Annotated in this window: 22 protein-coding genes; 7 read left to right on the top strand and 15 right to left on the bottom strand. The window is 39.0% G+C overall.

The window, feature by feature from the left end; genetic code table 11:
* Positions 1-806, bottom strand: an 806-nt coding sequence (locus JN11_RS23470; RefSeq protein ID WP_211360895.1) for a polysaccharide biosynthesis/export family protein, incomplete at its 3' end; no start/stop codon positions are given.
* A 364-nt stretch (positions 807-1170) separates the two neighbouring features.
* Positions 1171-2181, bottom strand: a complete 1011-nt coding sequence (gene rfaE1, locus JN11_RS23465; protein ID WP_262713307.1) for a D-glycero-beta-D-manno-heptose-7-phosphate kinase — start codon at positions 2179-2181, stop codon at positions 1171-1173.
* Between the two features lie 459 nt (positions 2182-2640).
* Here rfaE1 and JN11_RS23460 point away from each other — a divergent pair, with 459 nt between their 5' ends.
* Positions 2641-3267 (top strand): HAD family hydrolase, encoded by a 627-nt coding sequence (locus JN11_RS23460; RefSeq protein ID WP_144916652.1) that lies wholly within the window; start codon positions 2641-2643, stop codon positions 3265-3267.
* A 16-nt stretch (positions 3268-3283) separates the two neighbouring features.
* Here JN11_RS23460 and JN11_RS23455 read toward each other — a convergent pair whose 3' ends face one another.
* The gene (locus tag JN11_RS23455) at positions 3284-4468 is read right to left on the bottom strand and encodes a proline dehydrogenase family protein (RefSeq protein ID WP_144916650.1); all 1185 of its coding nucleotides are present in this window, start codon (positions 4466-4468) and stop codon (positions 3284-3286) included.
* Between the two features lie 139 nt (positions 4469-4607).
* On the opposite strand from JN11_RS23455, the gene JN11_RS23450 reads away from it, so the two are divergent.
* From JN11_RS23450 to JN11_RS23440, 3 genes are read left to right on the top strand one after another with little or no spacing between them, the layout of a single operon-like run.
* A complete protein-coding gene (locus JN11_RS23450) occupies positions 4608-4814 on the top strand; it encodes an RNA-binding S4 domain-containing protein (protein ID WP_144916648.1) in 207 nt (68 codons plus the stop codon).
* Between the two features lie 2 nt (positions 4815-4816).
* Complete coding sequence (gene aroB / locus JN11_RS23445) at positions 4817-5875, top strand: 3-dehydroquinate synthase (RefSeq protein WP_144916647.1); 1059 nt, start codon at positions 4817-4819, stop codon at positions 5873-5875.
* Position 5876: 1 nt separating this feature from the next.
* A complete protein-coding gene (locus tag JN11_RS23440) occupies positions 5877-6773 on the top strand; it encodes a sterol desaturase family protein (RefSeq protein WP_144916645.1) in 897 nt (298 codons plus the stop codon).
* A gap of 20 nt (positions 6774-6793) precedes the next feature.
* Here the strand turns inward: JN11_RS23440 and JN11_RS23435 are convergent, their stop codons facing one another.
* On the bottom strand, positions 6794-7237 hold the full coding sequence (locus JN11_RS23435) for a DUF2147 domain-containing protein (protein ID WP_144916644.1): 444 nt from the start codon (positions 7235-7237) through the stop codon (positions 6794-6796).
* A 126-nt stretch (positions 7238-7363) separates the two neighbouring features.
* Here JN11_RS23435 and JN11_RS23430 point away from each other — a divergent pair, with 126 nt between their 5' ends.
* A complete protein-coding gene (locus JN11_RS23430; protein WP_144916642.1) occupies positions 7364-7876 on the top strand; it encodes an EXPERA domain-containing protein in 513 nt (170 codons plus the stop codon).
* Between the two features lie 2 nt (positions 7877-7878).
* On the top strand, positions 7879-8682 hold the full coding sequence (locus JN11_RS23425) for an SDR family NAD(P)-dependent oxidoreductase (RefSeq protein WP_144916641.1): 804 nt from the start codon (positions 7879-7881) through the stop codon (positions 8680-8682).
* 8 nt (positions 8683-8690) lie between these two features.
* Here the strand turns inward: JN11_RS23425 and JN11_RS23420 are convergent, their stop codons facing one another.
* A complete protein-coding gene (locus JN11_RS23420) occupies positions 8691-9710 on the bottom strand; it encodes an ABC transporter permease (protein WP_246139086.1) in 1020 nt (339 codons plus the stop codon).
* Here JN11_RS23420 and JN11_RS24900 point away from each other — a divergent pair.
* The gene (locus tag JN11_RS24900) at positions 9661-9792 is read left to right on the top strand and encodes a hypothetical protein (RefSeq protein WP_262713308.1); all 132 of its coding nucleotides are present in this window, start codon (positions 9661-9663) and stop codon (positions 9790-9792) included. The genes JN11_RS23420 and JN11_RS24900 overlap by 50 nt on opposite strands.
* An 80-nt stretch (positions 9793-9872) precedes the next feature.
* Here the strand turns inward: JN11_RS24900 and JN11_RS23415 are convergent, their stop codons facing one another.
* The 10 genes from JN11_RS23415 to JN11_RS23370 all read right to left on the bottom strand — a co-directional run bounded on the left by JN11_RS23415 (position 9873) and on the right by JN11_RS23370 (position 20981).
* Positions 9873-11207 (bottom strand): dihydroorotase, encoded by a 1335-nt coding sequence (locus JN11_RS23415; protein ID WP_144916637.1) that lies wholly within the window; start codon positions 11205-11207, stop codon positions 9873-9875.
* 201 nt (positions 11208-11408) lie between these two features.
* Complete coding sequence (locus tag JN11_RS23410) at positions 11409-13112, bottom strand: beta-N-acetylhexosaminidase (protein WP_144916636.1); 1704 nt, start codon at positions 13110-13112, stop codon at positions 11409-11411.
* Between the two features lie 236 nt (positions 13113-13348).
* Complete coding sequence (locus JN11_RS23405) at positions 13349-14971, bottom strand: ArnT family glycosyltransferase (RefSeq protein ID WP_144916634.1); 1623 nt, start codon at positions 14969-14971, stop codon at positions 13349-13351.
* Positions 14972-15194: 223 nt separating this feature from the next.
* Positions 15195-16247, bottom strand: a complete 1053-nt coding sequence (locus JN11_RS23400; protein WP_144916633.1) for an acyltransferase — start codon at positions 16245-16247, stop codon at positions 15195-15197.
* A gap of 42 nt (positions 16248-16289) precedes the next feature.
* Positions 16290-16826, bottom strand: coding sequence for a dual specificity protein phosphatase family protein (locus JN11_RS23395; RefSeq protein WP_144916631.1), 537 nt, complete (start codon positions 16824-16826; stop codon positions 16290-16292).
* Between the two features lie 39 nt (positions 16827-16865).
* Positions 16866-17648: a polysaccharide deacetylase family protein gene (locus JN11_RS23390; protein WP_144916630.1), complete on the bottom strand. Its 783-nt coding sequence runs from the start codon at positions 17646-17648 to the stop codon at positions 16866-16868.
* A gap of 121 nt (positions 17649-17769) precedes the next feature.
* Positions 17770-18654 (bottom strand): helix-turn-helix domain-containing protein, encoded by an 885-nt coding sequence (locus JN11_RS23385; protein WP_144916628.1) that lies wholly within the window; start codon positions 18652-18654, stop codon positions 17770-17772.
* An 84-nt stretch (positions 18655-18738) separates the two neighbouring features.
* The gene (locus JN11_RS23380) at positions 18739-19155 is read right to left on the bottom strand and encodes a nuclear transport factor 2 family protein (RefSeq protein ID WP_144916627.1); all 417 of its coding nucleotides are present in this window, start codon (positions 19153-19155) and stop codon (positions 18739-18741) included.
* 111 nt (positions 19156-19266) lie between these two features.
* Positions 19267-19815, bottom strand: a complete 549-nt coding sequence (locus tag JN11_RS23375; protein ID WP_144916625.1) for a carboxymuconolactone decarboxylase family protein — start codon at positions 19813-19815, stop codon at positions 19267-19269.
* Positions 19816-19928: 113 nt separating this feature from the next.
* Entirely contained in the window at positions 19929-20981 is a 1053-nt protein-coding gene (locus JN11_RS23370; protein WP_144916623.1) for a winged helix DNA-binding domain-containing protein, read from the bottom strand.
* Positions 20982-20984 lie beyond the last annotated feature (3 nt).

Here is a 20984-nt window from a genome sequence, read left to right as displayed (position 1 = left end):
GCATTGAATACCGTTGCCAGCGATGGCAAGGTATAACTCCCAGGACGCGTAACCTGACCGGCTATGATTACCTTGATGCTTCGGATATTACCCAGGCTGATCTCTACTGAGGTTCCTCGGCCTATCGCATAATTATTAGTTGAAAGTTTGCTCTTGATCGTTAAACCCGCCTGTTCTATCGTTTTACCCGCTACGTGGACTATCCCTACTCCGGGTATATTAATATTCCCATCAGGTGATACCTCCAGTTTCCAGTTCGCTACCGATTTACCGTATACATTGATATAAACCTGGTCATCCGGACCCAAAATATAGTTGATCGGCGTGGCTATTTTCAGGTTCGGTTCAAACTTCAGGTTCTTGTTGCTGAACAGATCCGCTCCAAAGATCTTTGGCTTATTTGATTTATAACGCTCTGGGTTCTCTTTACTTACCGAATCACTGTCTGCTACATAGTTTAAGCGGCGTGACGTTCGGAAACTGGTATCTACTCCCGTTGAGCCGCTCGTCGTACCATCTTTGCTTCTCACATCTGCAATCCGCTTCTGCAATAACTGTATCTGGTCATCCGGCAATCCCCGGTTGGCTGCCTGTTGCAATAACTGGTTATCGCTGATGCCTGAACTCGATGCCTGCTGTAGCATCTGACGGATCTGAGCATCCGTCAAATCATTCACATTTACATTCGATAAATTCTGTGGGATACTCTGTAAACCGGCACTACCCGTTTGAGCATGTACCGTAATACTCCCTAAGGTAAGAATTGTTAATAACGTTAGGTAGAGTAATTGTTTTATTTGCTTCATAGATATTTTTAATTCATCATTGAATATTATTAACTCCTATACTATATACAGAGTTAAGTTAACATTCATTTCATTTTAGTTCTATTAATATTGCATCCCCATTTATCAATCAAATTTTTCAAACTTAAAAAGTAGTTTTTAATAACCCCATAACGCAGAAAGCTATGTTATGGAAAAAATGACACTAATATTAGTGTTCAAAGTTAATAAATTCAACGAATGCTAACGGTTCAATAAGGTTCTTTGTATTTGCAAATCACTAATGCATTGATATAGAAGATATCCAAACTGCTTTAGATTATTGTATGCCATCTAAATGATCCAATTATTAATATACTTAAAACCAAAAAAGGTAATATTTTTTTCACAGTGAGTTATGTAATAGCTTATTTGAATTATTGTTCTCTATATCTTCTATAATTTGTTCAATTGTTGTGGTTGCACTTCCAACATGTCTTATTACAATAGCGGCTGCATGGTTGGCCAACTCGCAAGATTCTTCAACTGAAAAACCTGATGCAATGAAATAGGTAATAGTTGCTATTACGGTATCACCTGCACCTGTTACGTCAAAAACCTCGGTAGCTTTTACAGGAAGTAATTTATTTGCCTGCTGACTGATAATGGCCAGACCTTCTTCTGATAAGGTAACAACAAGATAATCGGTGTTTGTTTGTGAAAATATTATCTGGGCGGCACTTTGTATATCTGCAAAGTTTTTTATCCTTTCTGTTTTAGCTGCTTCTGCCAGTTCCTTACGATTGGGTTTGATGAGATAAGCACCCTTGTATTTTCCATAGTCTAAGCCCTTTGGATCGATGATCACCTTTTTATGGCAGCGAACAGCTAAACTTATAACACGTTGGGTAAAGCCGGGGGTAAATAGCCCTTTATTATAATCCGACAAAATAATGATATCAGCACTTTCAATATGAGCTACCAGTTTATCAGCCAATTCATTCTCCAACTCAATTGAAATTGGTTCTGATATTTCTCGGTCTATCCTTACTAATTGATGGCTTCCCACTAAAACCCTGCTTTTAACAGTGGTGGGCCTGCTGCTATCTTTAATAATAACGCTGGTTTCAACACCTTCACTTTCCAATATTTCAATTAATTGATTTCCTGATGCATCATTCCCAATTACTCCGGCAACCGCAACTTTGGCACCAAGGCTAACAAGGTTCTGAACAACATTACCAGCACCTCCCAGTGTAGTTGATTCGTTTTTAACATTTACAATAGGAACAGGAGCTTCAGGAGATAACCTGCTTGCACTTCCCCATATATAATGATCAATCATCAAATCTCCAATTACGAGAATAAAAGGTTTCTTTTTTGCTAACTGTTGGGATCGAATTTTATCTATCAACATATTTTGTTTGCTCACTTATTAGATAGTTACAAATTCGGTAATTAATGTAACTCTCAAATGCCGCTAAATTAATCCTTTTTAGTTATAAAACGCTAGGCTTTTAGTTTCAGCACCGTCAAAACTACTATGTGTTAACGAGTATAAATATAATTTAAGCTTTCTTATTGACCCTTTATTTGAAATACTGAGCGCAATTTTAAATACAATTATTTTTTTATTCTTTCCTTAAGATCTTTCACAACAATAATAACTGCTATCTAAATTATAGCTAAAATTAATTTACTAAGGATATGAGACAATTTACAGGCGTAGATGTTTGCGCCAATTATAATTTTAATTAAGATTTCTTATTTGCATTTTCGCACTAATCATATATTCAACTAAATAAATTGGCGCATTTGAGTTAAAACATTCTGACGTATTTATTCAGATACACCTTAATTAAAATAGCTTTACCTTATGGAAAACATTAAAAACATCATATTTGACTACGGAAACGTTATTTTCCAACTCGATTTTGTAAAAAGCCAGCAAGCCTGGAAAGAATTGGGCATTGACAATGCCAGTGAGTTTTATTCACATAAAATACAAGATCCTATATTTACAGCATTCGAAAGAGGGGATATAACGGCTGAAGAATTTAGGAAAGGCATTAGAACAATAACCAATAAAAAAGATTTGACCAATCAACAAATCGATCATGCATGGAACAGTCTCCTACTTGGCATACCTGCCGGCAACCATGATTTATTAATTAGTCTAAAAACCCAATACCGCACCTTTTTACTAAGTAATATTAATGAAATCCATTACGATTACATTATCAATTACCTTAAAACAGATTTTGGCTTTGAGGGGAATAACCATCTTTTTGAAAAGGTATATTACTCCCACTTAATGGGTAAGCGGAAACCCGAAACTAAAATCTTCGAGCAGGTTTTAAATGAAAACCAGCTTAATCCGGCTGAAACCTTATTTATTGATGATAGCCCGCAACATATTGCAGGAGCTCAAAAACTTGGCATACAAACCTACTTAATGACCGCTCCGGATAGCATCCAAAAATTATTCAACTTCAATAGTTAAATACAGAACGTACTTATTATTTAATCAACCTTCTTCTTTTTACTTCTTTAACTATCAGGCTTAATTCTCGACTCATTTGACCGGCTATAGCAGTATTTTCCTGTGCTCTACGGAATAAATAAGGTAATACTGCTTTTATAGGGCCATAAGGCACGTATTTGGCAACATTATATTGGGCATTGGCCAGGTTAAAGCTCAAATTATCACTCATGCCCAATAATTGAGAAAAATATACATGAGGGTTTTTATGATCAATTTCTTTTTTATTCAATAAATCGGCAAGCAGGCGGCAGCTTTCTTCATTATGTGTACCGGCCACAAATGCTATTTGAGCAATATAATCAGTACAATAATTAAGTGCAGCATCATAATCCTTATCTGCCGATTGCTTATCCGGCTGAATTGGAGATGGATATCCCATTTCTTCTGCCCTTTTACGCTCTTTCTCCATATAAGCACCGCGAACTAATTTTGCGCCTAAAATAAATCCCTCATCGGCAGCAACCTTATGATCTGCTTTTAGAGATTGCAGTTTATCATGACGGTATAATTGATAGGTATTATAAACTATTGCCTTTTCTTTATTAAAGCGGCGCATCATATCTAAGGCCAACAGATCAATAGTATCCTGTATCCAGGTTTCTTCGGCGTCAATCATTACCGGTACTCCTGTTGAAAATGCCTTGTTGCAAATTTCAAATACCCTTTTCTGTACTTTTCCCCATTCCAACTGTTCGGCATCAGTTAAAGCAGTGCCTGCATCCAACTTCTCCAACAATGAAAACCTGCCCACACCAGTTACCTTAAATACGGTGATAGGTATGGCTTTATCTTTTGCTGCACGCCTTATAGTGCGTATAATTTCTTCGCAGGTATTATCAAAAACCTGCTCATCATCCTCCCCTTCTATCGAATAATCCAATATAGTACCCACATTGCCTTCATGTAGGCTTTTTATAGTTTTCTCGCATTCGCGGATGGTTTCGCCTCCGCAAAAATGTTTGAATATAGTTGCTTTAATAAGCCCTTTAATTGGCAGACCTATTTTTATAGCGAAATTGGTTATAGGAGGACCTATCTTAACAAGGAAATTCACATTAATTACCCTGAATAGCCAATAAGCACGTTTAAGATCAAGATTGGAAGAGTGCCTGAAGGCGATCTCTGTATTTTCAAAAGATAAGTTATTATTCTGGTTCATATTTCATCGTTCATCGCCCATCGCTCTCGCAACTGATTTATCAAAAGCGCGGAGCATAAACGTATAATGAGGGTGCAAAATTATAAAATGCAAAGCAACATATCTCATTATTCCGTGAATAGTTTATTTTTGCATTCCAATGATAGAATTTAAAGTTACCAGTGATTATATTCCGATGATACAATTGTTAAAGGCAGCTAACCTGGTGCAAACCGGTGGCGAAGCGCAAATTGTTGTAACAGAGGGAGAAGTGAAATATAATGGCCAAGTTGATTACCGCAAACGACTTAAAGTTCAAAAAGGCGACGTTGTGGAATTCAGGGGTGAAACTATCAGGATTATCTGATTATGGAAACTATTCAAAGCGACAATTACCCGATATTTTTTGAAAACAGTATTCAGGAACTGCTGAAATTTGTAAAAGATGGGAACTATTCCAGGATTTTTATTTTAACAGATGAGAATACTGCTGAACATTGCCTTCACTTAGTAAAACCCCATTTTGAGGGGATGGACAACTTCGATCTTCTTGAAATACCCGCTGGTGAGGAAAATAAGAATATTGATTTTTGCATTGGCGTATGGAAACTCCTGATAGATTTTGAAGCCGACCGTAAAAGCTTACTCATTAACCTGGGTGGAGGTGTTATTACCGATATGGGGGGCTTTGCAGCATCGACCTATAAACGAGGAATTGATTTTGTACATGTGCCTACCACCTTGCTTTCACAAGTTGATGCATCAGTAGGTGGAAAAACAGGCATTGATCTGGATAGTGTAAAAAACATTGTAGGTACCTTTACACAACCAAAAGCTGTTTTTATTGCTGTTGATTTTTTAAAGACACTTTCGAAAAGGGAAATCCTTTCGGGCACTGCCGAAATGCTGAAACATGGCTTAATTATAGATGCCGCTTATTGGAATGCGCTCAAAAACAGCGACCTTAGTATTCCAGACGCTCAATTGATTTACCGGTCTGTTGAGATTAAAAATGAAGTTGTAATTGAAGATCCTACTGAGAAAGGTGTCCGCAAATCATTGAATTTTGGTCACACCATTGGCCATGCGGTGGAAACCAACTCGCTGATGAAGGATAAGAAACCACTAACACATGGAGAAGCCATTGCCATCGGTATGATCTGTGAATCTTATCTATCTAACAAATCAGCAGGTCTTAGCAATAACGAGCTGGATGAAATTGTAAAAGTATTTGGCAATTTATATCCAAAGTACACTTTAAAAAAGGAAGACTATCCGGAACTTTTAGCTATTATGCTGAAGGATAAAAAGAATATCAATGGCAAAATCAACTGTACATTATTGACTTCAATAGGACAATACAAGCTTGATAATTTTTTTACAAACAACGAACTTTGTGAAAGTTTAGACTATTACGCCTCTTTATAATATGCCCCATTTAGATCACAGACAACAAACAGCAGTAATATTAATCACTTTACTTATAGTGCTCACTGTTTGTGAAATGTGGTTTAGCTATCGCGAAAATCGTAAATATTATGAAAAGCGCGATACACTGACCAATATTTACCTAACCTCGCTTGCTTTTATACTCAACTTAGTGGTTAATAGCAGTACATTCTTTATACTTAGTTTCACCTACCAATACAGGTTGTTCACCATAAATAATGCGATAGCTTATTGGTTTATTTTGGTTGTGACACAGGACTTTTTATACTGGGCACTACATTATACAGGTCATTACTGCCGTTTATTCTGGGCCATACACGTAACCCACCATTCATCAGAACATTTTAATTTCACTACCGGCTTTCGTTCAACCGTGTTTGAACCTTTGTACAGGGTATTCTTTTATTTACCCCTCGCCTTAATGGGCTTTAATGCAGTTGATATTTTATACGCTTACTTAATTACGCAGCTGTACGGTAACATGGTACATACCCAATATAAAATACCATTACCAAAATGGTACGGATGGATTTTTGTGACACCTGCACATCACCGCGTACATCATGCATCAAATATCCCTTATCTGGATAAAAACATGGGGATGGTTTTGATCATTTGGGACAGAATATTCGGTACTTTCAGGGATGAGGACTTACCCGAACCAGTGAAATTTGGTTTAACCAAACAGCCAGATAATGTGGGACCAGTAAATATTCTTTTCCATGAGTGGAAAGCTTTATTGCACGATGTAAAGAAAGCCCCAACCTTTAAAAATAAGATTCAATATTTCTTGAATCCTCCAGGATGGAGTCATGATGGCAGTACACAAACTGCCCGGGTGCTACAAAAGGAATACAAAGAAAATAAAGCTGCCTGATAAAGTTAAGTTAAAAGCGTTTATTCAACCAATGTCCATTTAATGGTTTTTCCAAACATGAGGACACCTTTAAATGCGCGCATGTATAATATGCCATCTTTTATCTCCAGATTAACATCATAGCTATTACCATTGGCATAATCATAAATTTTCCCGTCTATCCATTTACCATCTTTAAAAACTAATCCCGAAACAAGGGTATAATCCTTGAGTAGTCGTGTGCGTAATGCCGGGTCAGGATTATTTACATCTTTTTTATAGGTTTTGCCGTCAGCCTCCAACAGATCCTTACCATATAACATTTTGCCATAATAGCCGCTCTCATTTTTCAATATCTGCATCTTCCCATCTTTCTCCTGCGTTTGCCAGATATGCATTATGGAATCAGCTTTCCCGTCTTTAGCTGTTTGAGCTACAGCACTTGTTACTGCTAATATCGCCACAAAAAAAAGGATCTTTTTCATGATTCAAGTCCCCAATATTGAATAACCATTGCAAACACAATATAAAGATTTATAACGAATTACATAAATCTTGTAACGGGTATGAATTTAATTTTTTGCTATCTTCAATTTTATTAAATATTAATTATGCAGCCTCTTCCATTATCCAAACGACCGATAGATATTGCTCTGATTGTATTTTTTTGTATCAACCTGTTTTTCATTACCTACATAGTTGATGTGGAACAATTGGTAATTGCCAATCCCGATCATTTTCAATACCCCATTTGGCCCCCGGCAAAAATGGTTGACCTGGTACATTGGTATGGCCGCAATTTCGACCCGGTTTTAATGGCAAGGCCGGCCTGGTGGCGGGCAACTATATGGATAGATTCTATTTTCTTTGGCCCTTTTTATGCCATTGCTATTTATGCATACGCAAAAGGCAAAAACTGGATCCGTTTTGTCAGTATTGTTTGGGCATCTGTAATGCTTACCAATGTAACCATTATTCTGTTTGAAGAAGTAATTGGCGAACATGTTTCACCACAATTGCCAAGGGTATTTTTATCAAACGCAGCCTGGGTTATTTTTCCGCTTATAGTAATGTACAGGATGTGGCGCTCTGTTTATCCGTTTTCAGCAAATCAGCCAAAATAAAAATGACGTTCAAAGAAAAATACGGTAATACAGCACTGATAGCAGGAGCATCTGAAGGAATGGGTGCGGCCTATGCCTATGCACTTGCAGCGCGTGGCCTTGATCTGCTACTCATTGCCCGCCGTAAAGAACAACTGGAAGCAACCGCCCAACAAATCATAGAACAATATCAGGTAAAAGTATTGACTATAATTTGTGATCTGGCCGAGCCTAATGCAACGCAAAAAATTATACAAAATATAGGCGAAACAGAGATAGACTTTTTAGTATATAATGCAGCCTTGTCCTACATAGGCCCTTATATCGCAACCGATATATCAACCCATAGAAATATTGCATCAATAAATATGCTGACACAGCTTTCACTGGTACACTACTTCGGTGGCAAAATGGTAGAAAGGCGAAAAGGCGGGGTAGTAATCATGTCATCTATAGCAGGTTTCCAGGGATCGGGATTTTTATCAACCTACGCTGCTACCAAAGCATTTAACAGGGTATTGGCAGAAGGCCTGTGGTATGAATGGCGGCAACATGGAGTGGATGTTATTGCCTGCTGTGCCGGGGCAACGGCTACGCCAAATTACATCAACACCAAACCCCGTAAGGCTAGCCCATTAGAACCAAAACCCCAATTACCAGAGCAAGTAATTGAAGAATGCTTAAAGAGAATTGGCTCTACGCCATCCTTCATAAGCGGTACCGGCAATAAGTTCGTTTGCTTTTTAATGCAGCATATTTTCACTAAAAAACAAGCCATTAAAATGATGGGGGATGGCATGAAAAAGATGTACGATATAAAAGAATAAGAGCAGTATTATTCCCACTTGAATGACTTTACAGATATTGAACCAATAACAAACGTCCAAACAATTAAACCGCCAATAGTTAAGGGTAATTGAACCAAATGGGTGCCTTCAAAAGCAATTTTGCGAAGCCCATCCACAAATAACGTAAGCGGTAATATATCACAGAACTGCTGCAGCCAGTGCGGATAGTTTTCTATCGGGAAAAACAAACCACACAGCAAAATCTGTGGTAAAACAATGGTATTGGCTATTGGGGCTATAGAATTTTCATTCTGTACCACACCACTGATGATGAATCCTATCCCCATAAATATAAATAGGCCGAAAAGAGAAAAGAAAAGCATTTCTACCAATGTTGCAAAGCCGTTTACCAGGGTAAAGTCAAAAACGAAAAAGCCTAGCATCACCATAATAATAAAACTGACGACGTGAAAAAATAAATGGCTAAGCATTTCGCCGGCTATAATGGTACGTCGTTTTACGGGAGCAACCCTTAGGCGTTTAAGTACCAAATTTTTACGCAGGCTAAACAACAGAAACGAAGATCCATACACACCAGCCATAAGCAGTGAAAAACCTAACTGACCCGGTAAAATAAAATCAATTGATTTATAAACCCTTCCTTTTGTTTTAATTACCTCAACAGATGCTACCGAAAGATTGGACGGAAAAGCTTTTTGATTGAGATCGCCTATAGCAGCATTAATTTCAGTTTCCAGCATGCCCACGCTTTCGCCAGAAGCTCCTGCTGCCTGCAAGTGAACGGTATAATGCCGTATTAACTCTGGTTTTTCATCAGCGGTGATATTCAGCAGTGCAGTGATCCTTCCTTTATCTAAATCTTCTTTCAACTGAGCGGTTGAAAGCCCCGTAACAACACTTATATTGGAAATTGCCTTTATAGCCTTCAGTACAACGTTGGAAGTATCGCTACCCTCAACTAAGGCAAGCTTCATCACCAACGGCTTGCCAGGATTAATGGATCCAAAAACTGTGATGAAAATAATGGGAAACAACAGTGAAAACACTATCGAAGTCGGGCTCCTGAACATTGCCAGCAAGCTATACCTGGATAAAGTAAAAGCAGCTCTGACCTGGTTAAGCGATTGACTCATAGCAACAAAGAAAGAGCTTTTTAAAATGGAATGCAATACATTAATTGCAGGTTTTCATTTTTGAAAGATTGCAATTTACCTATTAAAGGACAACCTTCTTCCGGTATTACCTTCAATTAAGTTTCCATTGTTCCAGGCAATGCGACCGGATACAATGGTATAAGCAATTTTTGACTGGAAAGTAGTTCCTTCAAACGGACTCCACTTGCATTTATATAAAATATTTTCCGTACTCACTTTCCATGGCGATTTTAGATCAACTAAAACCAAATCGGCCCAGTAGCCTTCGCGAATAAAACCCCGTTTTTCAATCTGGAAACAGGTTGCCACATTATGCGCCATTTTTTCTGCAATCTGTTCCAGGCTAATTTTACTCTGATGATGCAGTTCCAGCATAGCAGGCAAAGCATGCTGCACCAACGGGCCACCCGAAGGCGCTTTTAAATAGGATTGTGACTTTTCTTCCAGCGTATGTGGCGCATGATCGGTAGCAATAACATCAATACGGCCATCCAATACTGCTTTGAGTATGCCATCCCTATCGTGTTCTGTTTTTACAGCAGGGTTCCACTTAATCAGGTTCCCCTTGGTTTCGTAATCCTTATCTGTAAACCAAAGGTGATGCACGCAGGCTTCGGCAGTGATTTTTTTATCTTTCAGGGCGATGGTATTATCAAATAAATGGGTTTCTTTTTCAGTAGAGATATGCAAAATATGTAAGCGCGTACCATGCTTTTTGGCCAGCTCAACCGCCATAGATGATGACAGGTAGCAAGCTTCTTCGCTCCTGATTATTGGATGCATAGTTACGGGGATATCTTCTCCGTACAATTGTTTGTAATGCTCCAGGTTGTTTTTAATTGTAGCCTCATCCTCACAATGCGTAGCTACCAGCATAGGTGAATGTGCAAAAATATTTTCAAGGGTATTAGGATTGTCTACTAGCATATTTCCGGTTGATGATCCCATAAAAACCTTTATGCCACAAACATTTTTAATATCAGTTTTCAATACCTCATCCAGATTATCATTAGAGGCACCCATAAAAAATGAATAATTCGCCAATGATGTTTGCGCGGCAATCTGGTATTTATCTTCCAGCAATTGTTGGGTAAGCGTGTTGGGTACAGTGTTCGGCATCTCCATAAAAGAAGTAATACCACCGGCCACAGCCGCCCTTGATTCTGTATAAATATTAGCTTTGTGCGTTAATCCAGGTTCGCGAAAGTGTACCTGATCATCAATACAGCCCGGGAAAAGGTATAAACCTTCGGCATTGATCTCTTGATCCGCCTGCACATTAATATGCTGGTCAATCAGCTCAATAATGCCATTTTTCACTAAAACATCAGCAATAAATTGCTTATGTTCATTTACAACTGTAGCAGATTTGATCAGGATAGTACTCATGCTGCAAAGATAGTTTTTATAGAGCAAAAGATGGAAAAGCGCCGCCTTTTCCATAGCGGTAAATTTACAATATAACAAACATTAGGTCATCCGAACTTGTTTCGGCACCTCACAGGACAAACAACTTGCTTAGTGTAGACCTGCCTGGTGAATACCTAGCAATTGGGGTGCTGAAATAAATTCAGCATGACAGCTTTTTTATTATTGACCTTCCCCCCTATGCCTCCTCTTACCCTTTGAATGATGATGTTCTTTCCTACTACCTTCAGAAGAATGATGATGCCCACCATGCTCATGATGGTGCCTCTCCCTTATACGCGGCACAATAATTCGCAGAGCAAAGTCAATAGCTTCGGGATGAAATGATGGGTTGAAAGGATTATAATAATAGATTCCGGCTTTATCGTACAACAGGAAATGTGTTTTTAATCTTTCATTAAAAGATGCTTCGTTTTTTGATACTGAATCTGTCCAGGCTGCTTCTGCTAATGCTGCTATCCGGGGATATATCATAAAGTCCAACCGTTTATCGGAGCCTAAGGTTTCTGTCCATAAATTGGCTTGCATGCCTAATATTTGGTTTGATTTTAGTACTTCAGCAGGCATTTGCTTATCAGGGAAATTATAAACTTCGCTTTCACTATTAAAGCTTCCATTCCATTTACGGCCAGACAAGTGATCCTTATCCTGCACAAAATCAAAATACAAAGGCAAACGGGGGCAAAGCACCACTTGATATTTTTTCTGAAGAGCCAGTTGCAGGCTTGCTGGTATATTTTGCCGCCACCAAAAAACAATAGTTTTACCAGGAGGTAAATCAGTTTCGGTCGCTTCATCCCAGCATAATACTTTATCGTCTAATTTCATAACCGTGTCGGCCAGCCTTTTAAAAAAATAATGCTCCAGGTCGGCTAGTGAGGTAAAGTTATTTTTGGTTAGCATTTCGGTAATAGCTGGTCTGCCTGCCCACGCCTGCATACCGTAAGCTACCTCATCACCACCCAAATGGATCATATTTCCTGGGAACAGGGTATTTATTTCTTTCAATACGTCTGCCAAAAAAGGATATACATTTTCATTCGCCGGATCGAAGGTAAAGTTGGGATATTTTGGTGTAACGCCACCGCTAAACTCCGGATAAGCCTTGTTAGCCGCAGTAGCATGCCCGGGCATATCCACTTCAGGGATCACCGTTATAAATCTTTCACGGGCATAAGCCACAATCTCTTTAATATCTTCCTGCGTATAATACTTAGCTTCAGCAAGCGAATCTGTATGGTTGCCTACCGCTCCTACTGAAGTTAGTTTAGGGTATTTTTTTATTTCAATACGCCAACCGCTTGCATCCGTTAAATGCCAATGCAATTTGTTCAGCTTGTAAAAAGCCATCCAATCAAGCAATTGTTTAACTTTCTCTTTTCCAAAAAAATGGCGTGCTTCATCCAGCATAAATCCACGCCACTGGTATCTTGGCGCATCAGCTATTTCGCAGCCTTGTAGTATCAGGTCATTACCAGGCGGCTGCTGTCTTATTAGTTGCAGCAGGGAAACAATACCATAAAATATGCCCTCATTATCAGTCGCTTTAATGGTGATGTGTTGTGGTTCTATTTTTAAGCTATAAGCGCCAGCAATACTATCGCCCTTAACCATCTGCAAATCAATTAAAGCTTTTACCTCGTTGGGATCAACGGCAACCAAAAGGCCGTCTGCTTTCTGCAATTCTGTTTGCAGGTAATGGGCTTGTGGCAGTAACTGGTCGCTGTTCATACCGATAATGGTATTACCGTTAAGATGAAAAGCACCTTCAACAAGCTTAAATGAATTAGGAAGTGGTATAATATCGATGGATTGCGCCGAAAGTATGCGGGGGAGACAAAGCGACAGCAGCAGTACGAATTTCATCGAACTACGAGAATTCCTGGCGAAAAGCTGTTTAATAATTCCGTTTCTAATAAAACTGAACCAGAGAAAGCGTTCTGCTAAACTTGTGTACTTAGTATCCAATTAATTAGGGAATTCGTTTAAACTTCAATCTCCGAAAAATAGCAAAAAATTATGGAATTAGCACTAATTCACAAAAATCAGTGCTAATTCCATAGGTATAATTCTTTTAAATTGAAAATTTCAGTACATCAATATCACTTCCCAAATGGAGGTAAGCCAATCAATTGCTTGTACACTGGTAAATCCATACGTGGCTGTGCAGGCACATGGAAATTGGTACAATAGTAAACCTGTAAAGTGTACTCCACGCCATTACGGATGATAGGAATATCAGATACCTGTTTTACACTATCAAAAAATGGCTTAACATCAGCATCAACATAAGCCTGGTGCTTATCGCCAATAATGATAGCATCTTTACCGATCAGCTTTTTAGGATCAACCAAAAACGCCAGGTTACGCGGATCAGCGTTAAATACTACAATATCTTTTTTACCTTTTAATGCCCAGTCCAGCTTACCGGTAAGCCACCAGCGGGTACTGCCTGTAAAAATATGCGGATCATTCAGCCAGCCTTCTTTTTCAAAACGGGTTTGGATATCTGTATAATCAACGCCCTGAATGGTAGGGTCTAAATTATCGCCATGGAAATAATGCACAACCCATTTAGGTCCGTAAACTGTCCAGAAACCGGTAACCATGTGCAAGGTTAACACGCTTATAGTTAAAAGCGTAAATATGATTGAAAAATTAAGCCAGCGGCGAGTAAGTCTTTTCGTTTTTTCACCACCGTTCAAACTTCTGTCAACTGCAAAACCTAAGGCTATAAATAACATCATGTAGCCAGGAGCCTGCCAGTGAAAATGATATTGCAGATCGGCCCATAAGGTAACCACCGTAAAGAAAACAATAGGTAATATAGACATCCAGAATATAAAGCTGTAAGCCAGTAATTGCTTACGCATTCTGTACGAAATAAAAAGCTGCCTAATAGTTGGCACCCATATCCAAGGTAATAAATAAGCTGCCTGGCCGCCAATACTGCGCAAAAACCAGTCAAAATGTAAATGAAATTTTTCTCCTACTCCAGCCCTTGATCCCTGGAAAACAAATGACACCCAGTTATTATTATAATTCCACCATAAAATAGGCAATGCCATAATAATGGTGATCAAAACAGCAATGTACGGGCCCGGATGGCGCAACCAATGGCGCTGATTTTTATTGGTAGCGATAAACATAAACACACCGGCAAATAAAAACAGCACATGATATTTACTTAAGGTAGCCAAACCCATACTTACACCAACTGCCAGCCAAAGTAACCATGTGCGGCGACTGTTACGCGTTTTTTCGGAATGTTCGGCACCGGGGCCAACCATCAGTTCAACAATAAAATAAGTAGCTACCAACCAGAAAAACATCAGCGGGGCATCTGGTTGATACCAGCAAGCGACGGCAACAGTAAATACTGCGCTCAGGTTCATAATCACTGCGGCCCAGAAACCGGCTTTGGCGTTAAATAATTGCCTGGTAACAATAAATAACAGCCAACTGGTGCCCGAAAACAATAATACCGAAGGGAAACGGATACCAAAATTGGTAAGACCGAAAATTTTAATGCTGATAGCCCCAAGCCAGAAAAACAAAGGCGGCTGATCAAAATAACTCAGATCAAGGTGAAGTGCGCCCCTGAAATAATAAGATTCGCCATTACCCAAACCAGTATAGGCAGCAATAAAACAGCGAATTATAAAAGTTATAAAAATAATTACAGCTAAGTACGAGGCTGCATTCTTTTCGGTCAGTTTCTTCATCGGGGTAAAATAAGCACAGTTTGCAAGGGAGCAAATCTCTAAAAAAAATACGGAATATCAGCTTTTTTTATGGTTAAGCCCCTCCTAAACGGCGAAGCCCTCATGAATGCCATAAAAAATAAAACACAATATGAATAATCCTCCCCGGTTGGGAGGACTTGAAAAAATAATCGCGGGTGAAGCTGAAGTCTCCCCAACCGGGGGAGATTTAGAGGGGGCTAATCTATCCCGAAATCCATTTCCCTAAAAATGGCAACTTGTTAATTAGCCAGATAAGCAGCAAGGATAGCAGGAAACAAATTAATGCAGTTAAAGGAATGCTGACCAGAGGCGTACAAAGCTTAAAACTTATCCCAAAAGGATCATCCAGAAAGTATAAAACCAGTGCATGTCCCAAATAAATGCCATAATTATATTTTCCGGCAAAATCACGCATACGAATAATTAGTGGCGATACTTTTGGAACAGATAACTTAACAACTATAAATATACTGGCCGAAAGCATTAATACTGCGGGGTTTACCGGTTCGTAAAACATGGTGCCCGGATATTTGGGATACTGAATAATCAGAAACGAGCCAACAGTAATAAGTACTACGCTAAAAATAAAAAGCAGCGTCATCCATAAACGCAGATGCTTTACATTAAAATCCTTAAAAGCTAAATAGTGCCCCAGAACCAGGTAACCTGCATAACCCGCAAAATAATGCATATCAACAGCAGGATTAAAACGGTTGAGATAGGGCTGGGTAATGGCCATCACCCCAAACCATACAATTAAAAAATACAGGATCTCTTTTTCGGAAGCATTGCGCACAAACTTGCCAATAACAGGGATAAAGAAATACAGGCCAATAAGCATATACACATACCACAAATGGTAAGAGCTGCCATTTTTAAGCAGATGCAATACCTGTTTAACATCCAGCCAGATATTAGGGCCAAAAGTAATTTCTTCAATATACCAGGAATACCAAATGTAAACCAAACTCCAGAACAGAAATGGGATCACTACCCTGGTTAATCGTTTTTTCAGAAAATCGCCAATTTCATATTCCCGATGCAGTAATAATGCGCCAGTAATCATCACAAAAACAGGTACTGCAAAACGTACCAGCGCATTTAAAAAATCTGCGGCCCACCAATCTGCTGCGGGCACTTTGCCATAGTCCATCAATAAGGGTGATGTACTATGCAAAATAATAACCGCATATAAAGCAATGATCCTTAGGTTACTGATCCAGTCAATATTGGTTTGAGATTTGGCAGCAGGCATAAATAATGATAAAGATTTTCAAAAATAGGATTTATTGTTTTGCTATTGCTTCAAATTAGCATAGTAAACTTCCAGCTCTTTTAGTCTTTTAATCTGTCCTGGCCGCGGATTAATAAATATCCTAACCTGCCTTATCATATTATAAGCTCCTTCATAGGTCATTCCTAATTTTATTAAATATGCCATAGCCATGGTTGGGCCACGTCCCAGTCCTTGCCTGCAATGCACATACACAATGCCTCCCTTTTTTATTTCGGCATCAATAAAATCTGCACCTTGCGTAAGTATCTCAATTGGAGGTGGGGTATTATCAACAGTAGGCAGATGCAGGTATTTTATGCCTTCATGAACAGCTGCAGAATAAGTATTATGCATACGCATATTCACTATAGCCGTTACACCTAATACTTTGAGTTTTTTTAAACCGACTAAATTGTATTGACTACCCAGAAACAAGTGGGCGGAGATCTGGCTTCGCTTTAAGCGGGGTAAACCTGTAATTACACGGTGAATGTTATCGTAGATATAATCTAAAACCAAACCGGCTCCTATAATTGTGCTCTTTATTTTTCTAAACATATTACAATAAACGGCAGAATTAGATCAAAGAAAGAGATTTTAATCTGATTTATTTGCCTCCGTAATATAATCCATCGCCTTCATAAAAGTAGTTATCCAGATATCTTTTTTATTTTTTTTCAGATAGGCCAGTAATTCCCTGTGTGCTGCGGCAGATGTTGTAATGTAATCACCGCCTACACCGTGAAACATAATAACCCCCATGCCACCCCGGGCTTCCACTTTTTGTACAAAGGCTATTAATTCGGCACCTGTATTATTGCCATTTAAACCGTAGGATGGTACGCGCAAGGGATCCAACTTTTTGAAATTAGTTACCACTGCTTCCGTATCGCCACCTATACGCGCATATTTAATATATCCTGATTTTCGGAGCGAATCAACATAGTCTTTTCCACCTACACTGGTTTCGGTACAGGGATAAGCATAAGTACGACTCGTTTTGCCATCAATAGCATACAATAAGCTATTCATGGATCCTATTTCACGTACAATAGAAAAAACAGTATAAGTTTCTGATGCTACCGGGTTATCATTTACGCTTGAACAAGGATGATAAAGGGTGTGATTTGCTAGCTCGTATCCTTTTTTGCCAACTGCACGCCATTTAGGAATAGTTTGACTGTTAATATCGCCAATAAGAAAAAAGGTAGCTGTTAAATGGGCCGAGTCCAGTTGCGGAATGGCTATGTTTAGCTGCGAGTTAAGCCCATCGTCATAAGTTAAAACAATGGTTGCTTTTTTATGGTCTGGCCACTTTATTTTTTGCTGCGCATTTGCTGCAAAATTCAATAATAAAAAAAGCAAGGTTAGCCTTCTCATCAAATACCGGGTGTAGCATTAAAAAGCAAGAATAATAAAAAAAGATGTTACAATACTAATTGATGAAGCTAATTATTAAATTATGATATTACAACTTGAATCGGTAAAACTTAAGGCCTAATTAAACCGCTTCTTCTGCTTTTCCAAAGCCAATAGTATCCCGGTACAATTGTGGTGATATCGACGCATTGGTTTTAAAGAAACGGCTAAAATAGTATTCATCATCATAACCTAGCTCAAAGGCTATTTCTTTTACTGGTTTATTGGTTAAATACAACTCGCGCTTGGCTTCAATCACAATCCGCTCGGCAATTAAATCAGTAAGGGTTTTATTAAAATAGCTTTTGGTTAGCTTACCCAGTGCCTTTGCCGAAATATTGAGCATATCTGCATATTCGCTTGCTGAATGTTTTTGTTTAAAATGCTCTTCAATGGCATCTTTTAAATTTTGTAAAATGAAAGGTTCTTTTTCATTTACCCTGGGGCATTCAGGGTGCTGATCTGCTTTTAAACGCGCCGCATTTATTAAAAATATCTTCAGGTACGATACCAATAATTCATACTGCGCCAGGGCCGGATTTTGCATTTCGGTCTTTAACTGTTCCATCAGCATAGTAAAGGTTACAGCCGAATTTCCATCCACGTTGATGATGGGTGGTTCGTAAATATTATTGAACAAAATACCGTTGCAGGCAACTTCTTTATGATGCTTATAAATACAAAAAAAGTCAGGGTGAAAATTCAGCGCCATGCCCCGCATCCCGTCATCAGCACTAAACATAAATGGTTGGTATAGAGAAAAGGTAAACATGGTATTAGCACCAAATTCATGTTCCGAAAACTCTGTTTTTAATTTTCCATTACCCTCTGTCACCCAAATTAAAGTATAATAATTATGCCGTCGTATATGATCAAAACAACTATCATCATCAAACAAAAACAGCTTAAAAGCCAGGTTCCCATTTTGAGGATTTATTAAAGTGAATGCTGTTTGCGTATTTAGCATTATTGCAATTGGTGGTTATCTACAGGACTTAAAGTTAACTTTTTAAAGCCCACTCCTCCCTTAGAGGGTTGGGCGAGGTCTCCATTAAAACAATTTACGGTCGCTTTCTGCAATGGGCATATCATTTATGCTGGCAAATCTTTTTTGCATATAGCCATTTTCATCAAACTCCCACAACTCATTGCCGTAACTACGGAACCATTGCCCTGTATGGTCATGCCATTCATATTCAAACCTTACGGCCATCCTGTTTTCGCGAAAACCCCAGAGTTCTTTTTTCAATTTATAATCCAGCTCTTTTTCCCATTTGCGGGTCAAAAACTGTTTAACTTCTTCACGGCCGTTAATAAAATCGGTCCGGTTGCGCCATTCGGTGTCAATGGTATAGGCTAAACAAACCTTTTCGGGGTCGCGGGTATTCCAGGCATCTTCAGCAGCCTGTACTTTTTGCTGGGCTGTTTCTATGTTAAAAGGAGGCAGCGGGTATCTTTTATTTTCCATAACGCAATGGTTTATATTGATGTTAAAATTAGTCATTACAGTAAAAGCCAAAGCATCTTCTTTAACTTTTACTGTTTAATGAGATTTTGTACCTATTGATTTTGAAAACAATTAAACTGCTGCCCCAGCATGAACTTCAGGAAAGTCAACAACCGTTTTGGATATATTATTGAAATAATTGGTTAAAATATTCAGCGCAACGTGACCAATAATTTCGCCTATTTCACCATCTGATAGCCCCGCAACTTTAACAGCGTTAACGTCAGCATCATTCACTAATCCTTTTTTGTTTACCACAATGTTTGCAAATTTAAGCGCTGCATCAGTTTTTGCATCGGCAGCATTAGCATTGCGGGCATTTTGCAAAGTATTGGCATCAATGTGTACCAATTTTTCTCCTATGAATGAGTGAGCTGATAAACAGTAATCGCACACGTTAGTTTCTGAAACAGCAAGGGCCAATAATTCGCCTGTTTTTGCACCAAGGGTTCCGTGAGCCAATGCCCCGCTAAAATTCATATAACCTTCTAATAAAGCCGGCGAATTGCCCATGGTACGCATCATGTTGGGCACCATGCCTAATTTACCTTGTATAGCGTTAAATAGTTCTTTGGTTTTACCTGTAGTTTCTTCAGGGTTTAATGCTTTTAATCGTGTCATTTTATTAAGTTTTTGTACGTCTGCATTGACAATACAAATGTGCATTACTCTTAAAACGCCTGAAATGGAATAACTACTCCTGTTGATGGACAATTTTCCCTTAAGTATTTAGCTCAACCCTTCATAAATTTCAGATACCTGATCGCCGCAGCATCAACGGCAGCCGTTTGAGTCTTATTAAGTTTCCCAAAAAGATTTACGGTGATATCAACCCCTGTTTTATTAATGGTTCGTTTCCAGGTACCCACTATCTGGTTATTTACAACAATTGAGGGATCAAAAATAACATACCGGGCCTGGGTCAAATATTCGTGCTTCACCGCAGCGGTACGATCTTTATAAGAAACGGCAAACTCATCAAATGCTGGCAGCAGGTGGGCTGCCTGCACTTTAATATTATTATCCGGCAATTCAGATCCCATCCAATAGTCCACGCCTTCCATTTTCAGGTTTAGCAAATCAGCTTTAACAAGCTCAAGCCCTGTTTTGGCATCCGCTGTAGTTAAGCCGCTCCACCATGTAAAATCCTGCAAAGTGGCGGGAGATCTGCTGGTAAAATAGCGCCCAGCTAATTCAGCTAAAGCCTCCTCCTTTGCTTTGGGTGACGCAAGAGGAACCCTGTCATCAAATAATGCATAGGTAAATTGTTTACCTTGCCTGCCACCGCTGCAAATTACCTTTTCAAGCTCCGCCCACATCAGTAGGTGAACAAATCTTAAGTCGTCAGTAGCAATACCCGCCTGTTGCAAGACTGTCATTATTTCGGCTCTGTTAAGTTGCTTATTACCTTCAAGAGCCCGGGCAAGCACATCATTACACTTTTTCAATACAGCTGCATCAAGTTCAAGCTTTTTATACCATGGCGCAGCGGCGGCCTTAATGCGTGCTGCAGTAAGGTCAAGCATCCATCGCAAATCATAAGGCGACACAAAATGCCAGGTAGGGCGCAATACATGTGTACGGATTATACTGCCATCGGCCAGCGCTTTGTCAACAGCTGCATCTTTCCCATTTTTCAGGCGAAGACCTACCGCCCATTTGGCCCCAGCATAATCCTGCGCTTGTATAGCACCCATATATTTTACAATATCTGCAGGCTGTTTAAATACAGCATTTACAATATATTGGTTATAGATGCGCTGTTGTGCAATATCCTGATACGTCATTAG

Origin of the sequence: Mucilaginibacter frigoritolerans, from assembly GCF_007830615.1 — a bacterium.
In the GTDB taxonomy this organism is placed as follows: Bacteria; Bacteroidota; Bacteroidia; order Sphingobacteriales; family Sphingobacteriaceae; genus Mucilaginibacter; species Mucilaginibacter frigoritolerans.
The sequence above is the reverse complement of the archived record's forward strand: the minus strand, read 5'-3'. Positions and strand labels throughout refer to the sequence as shown.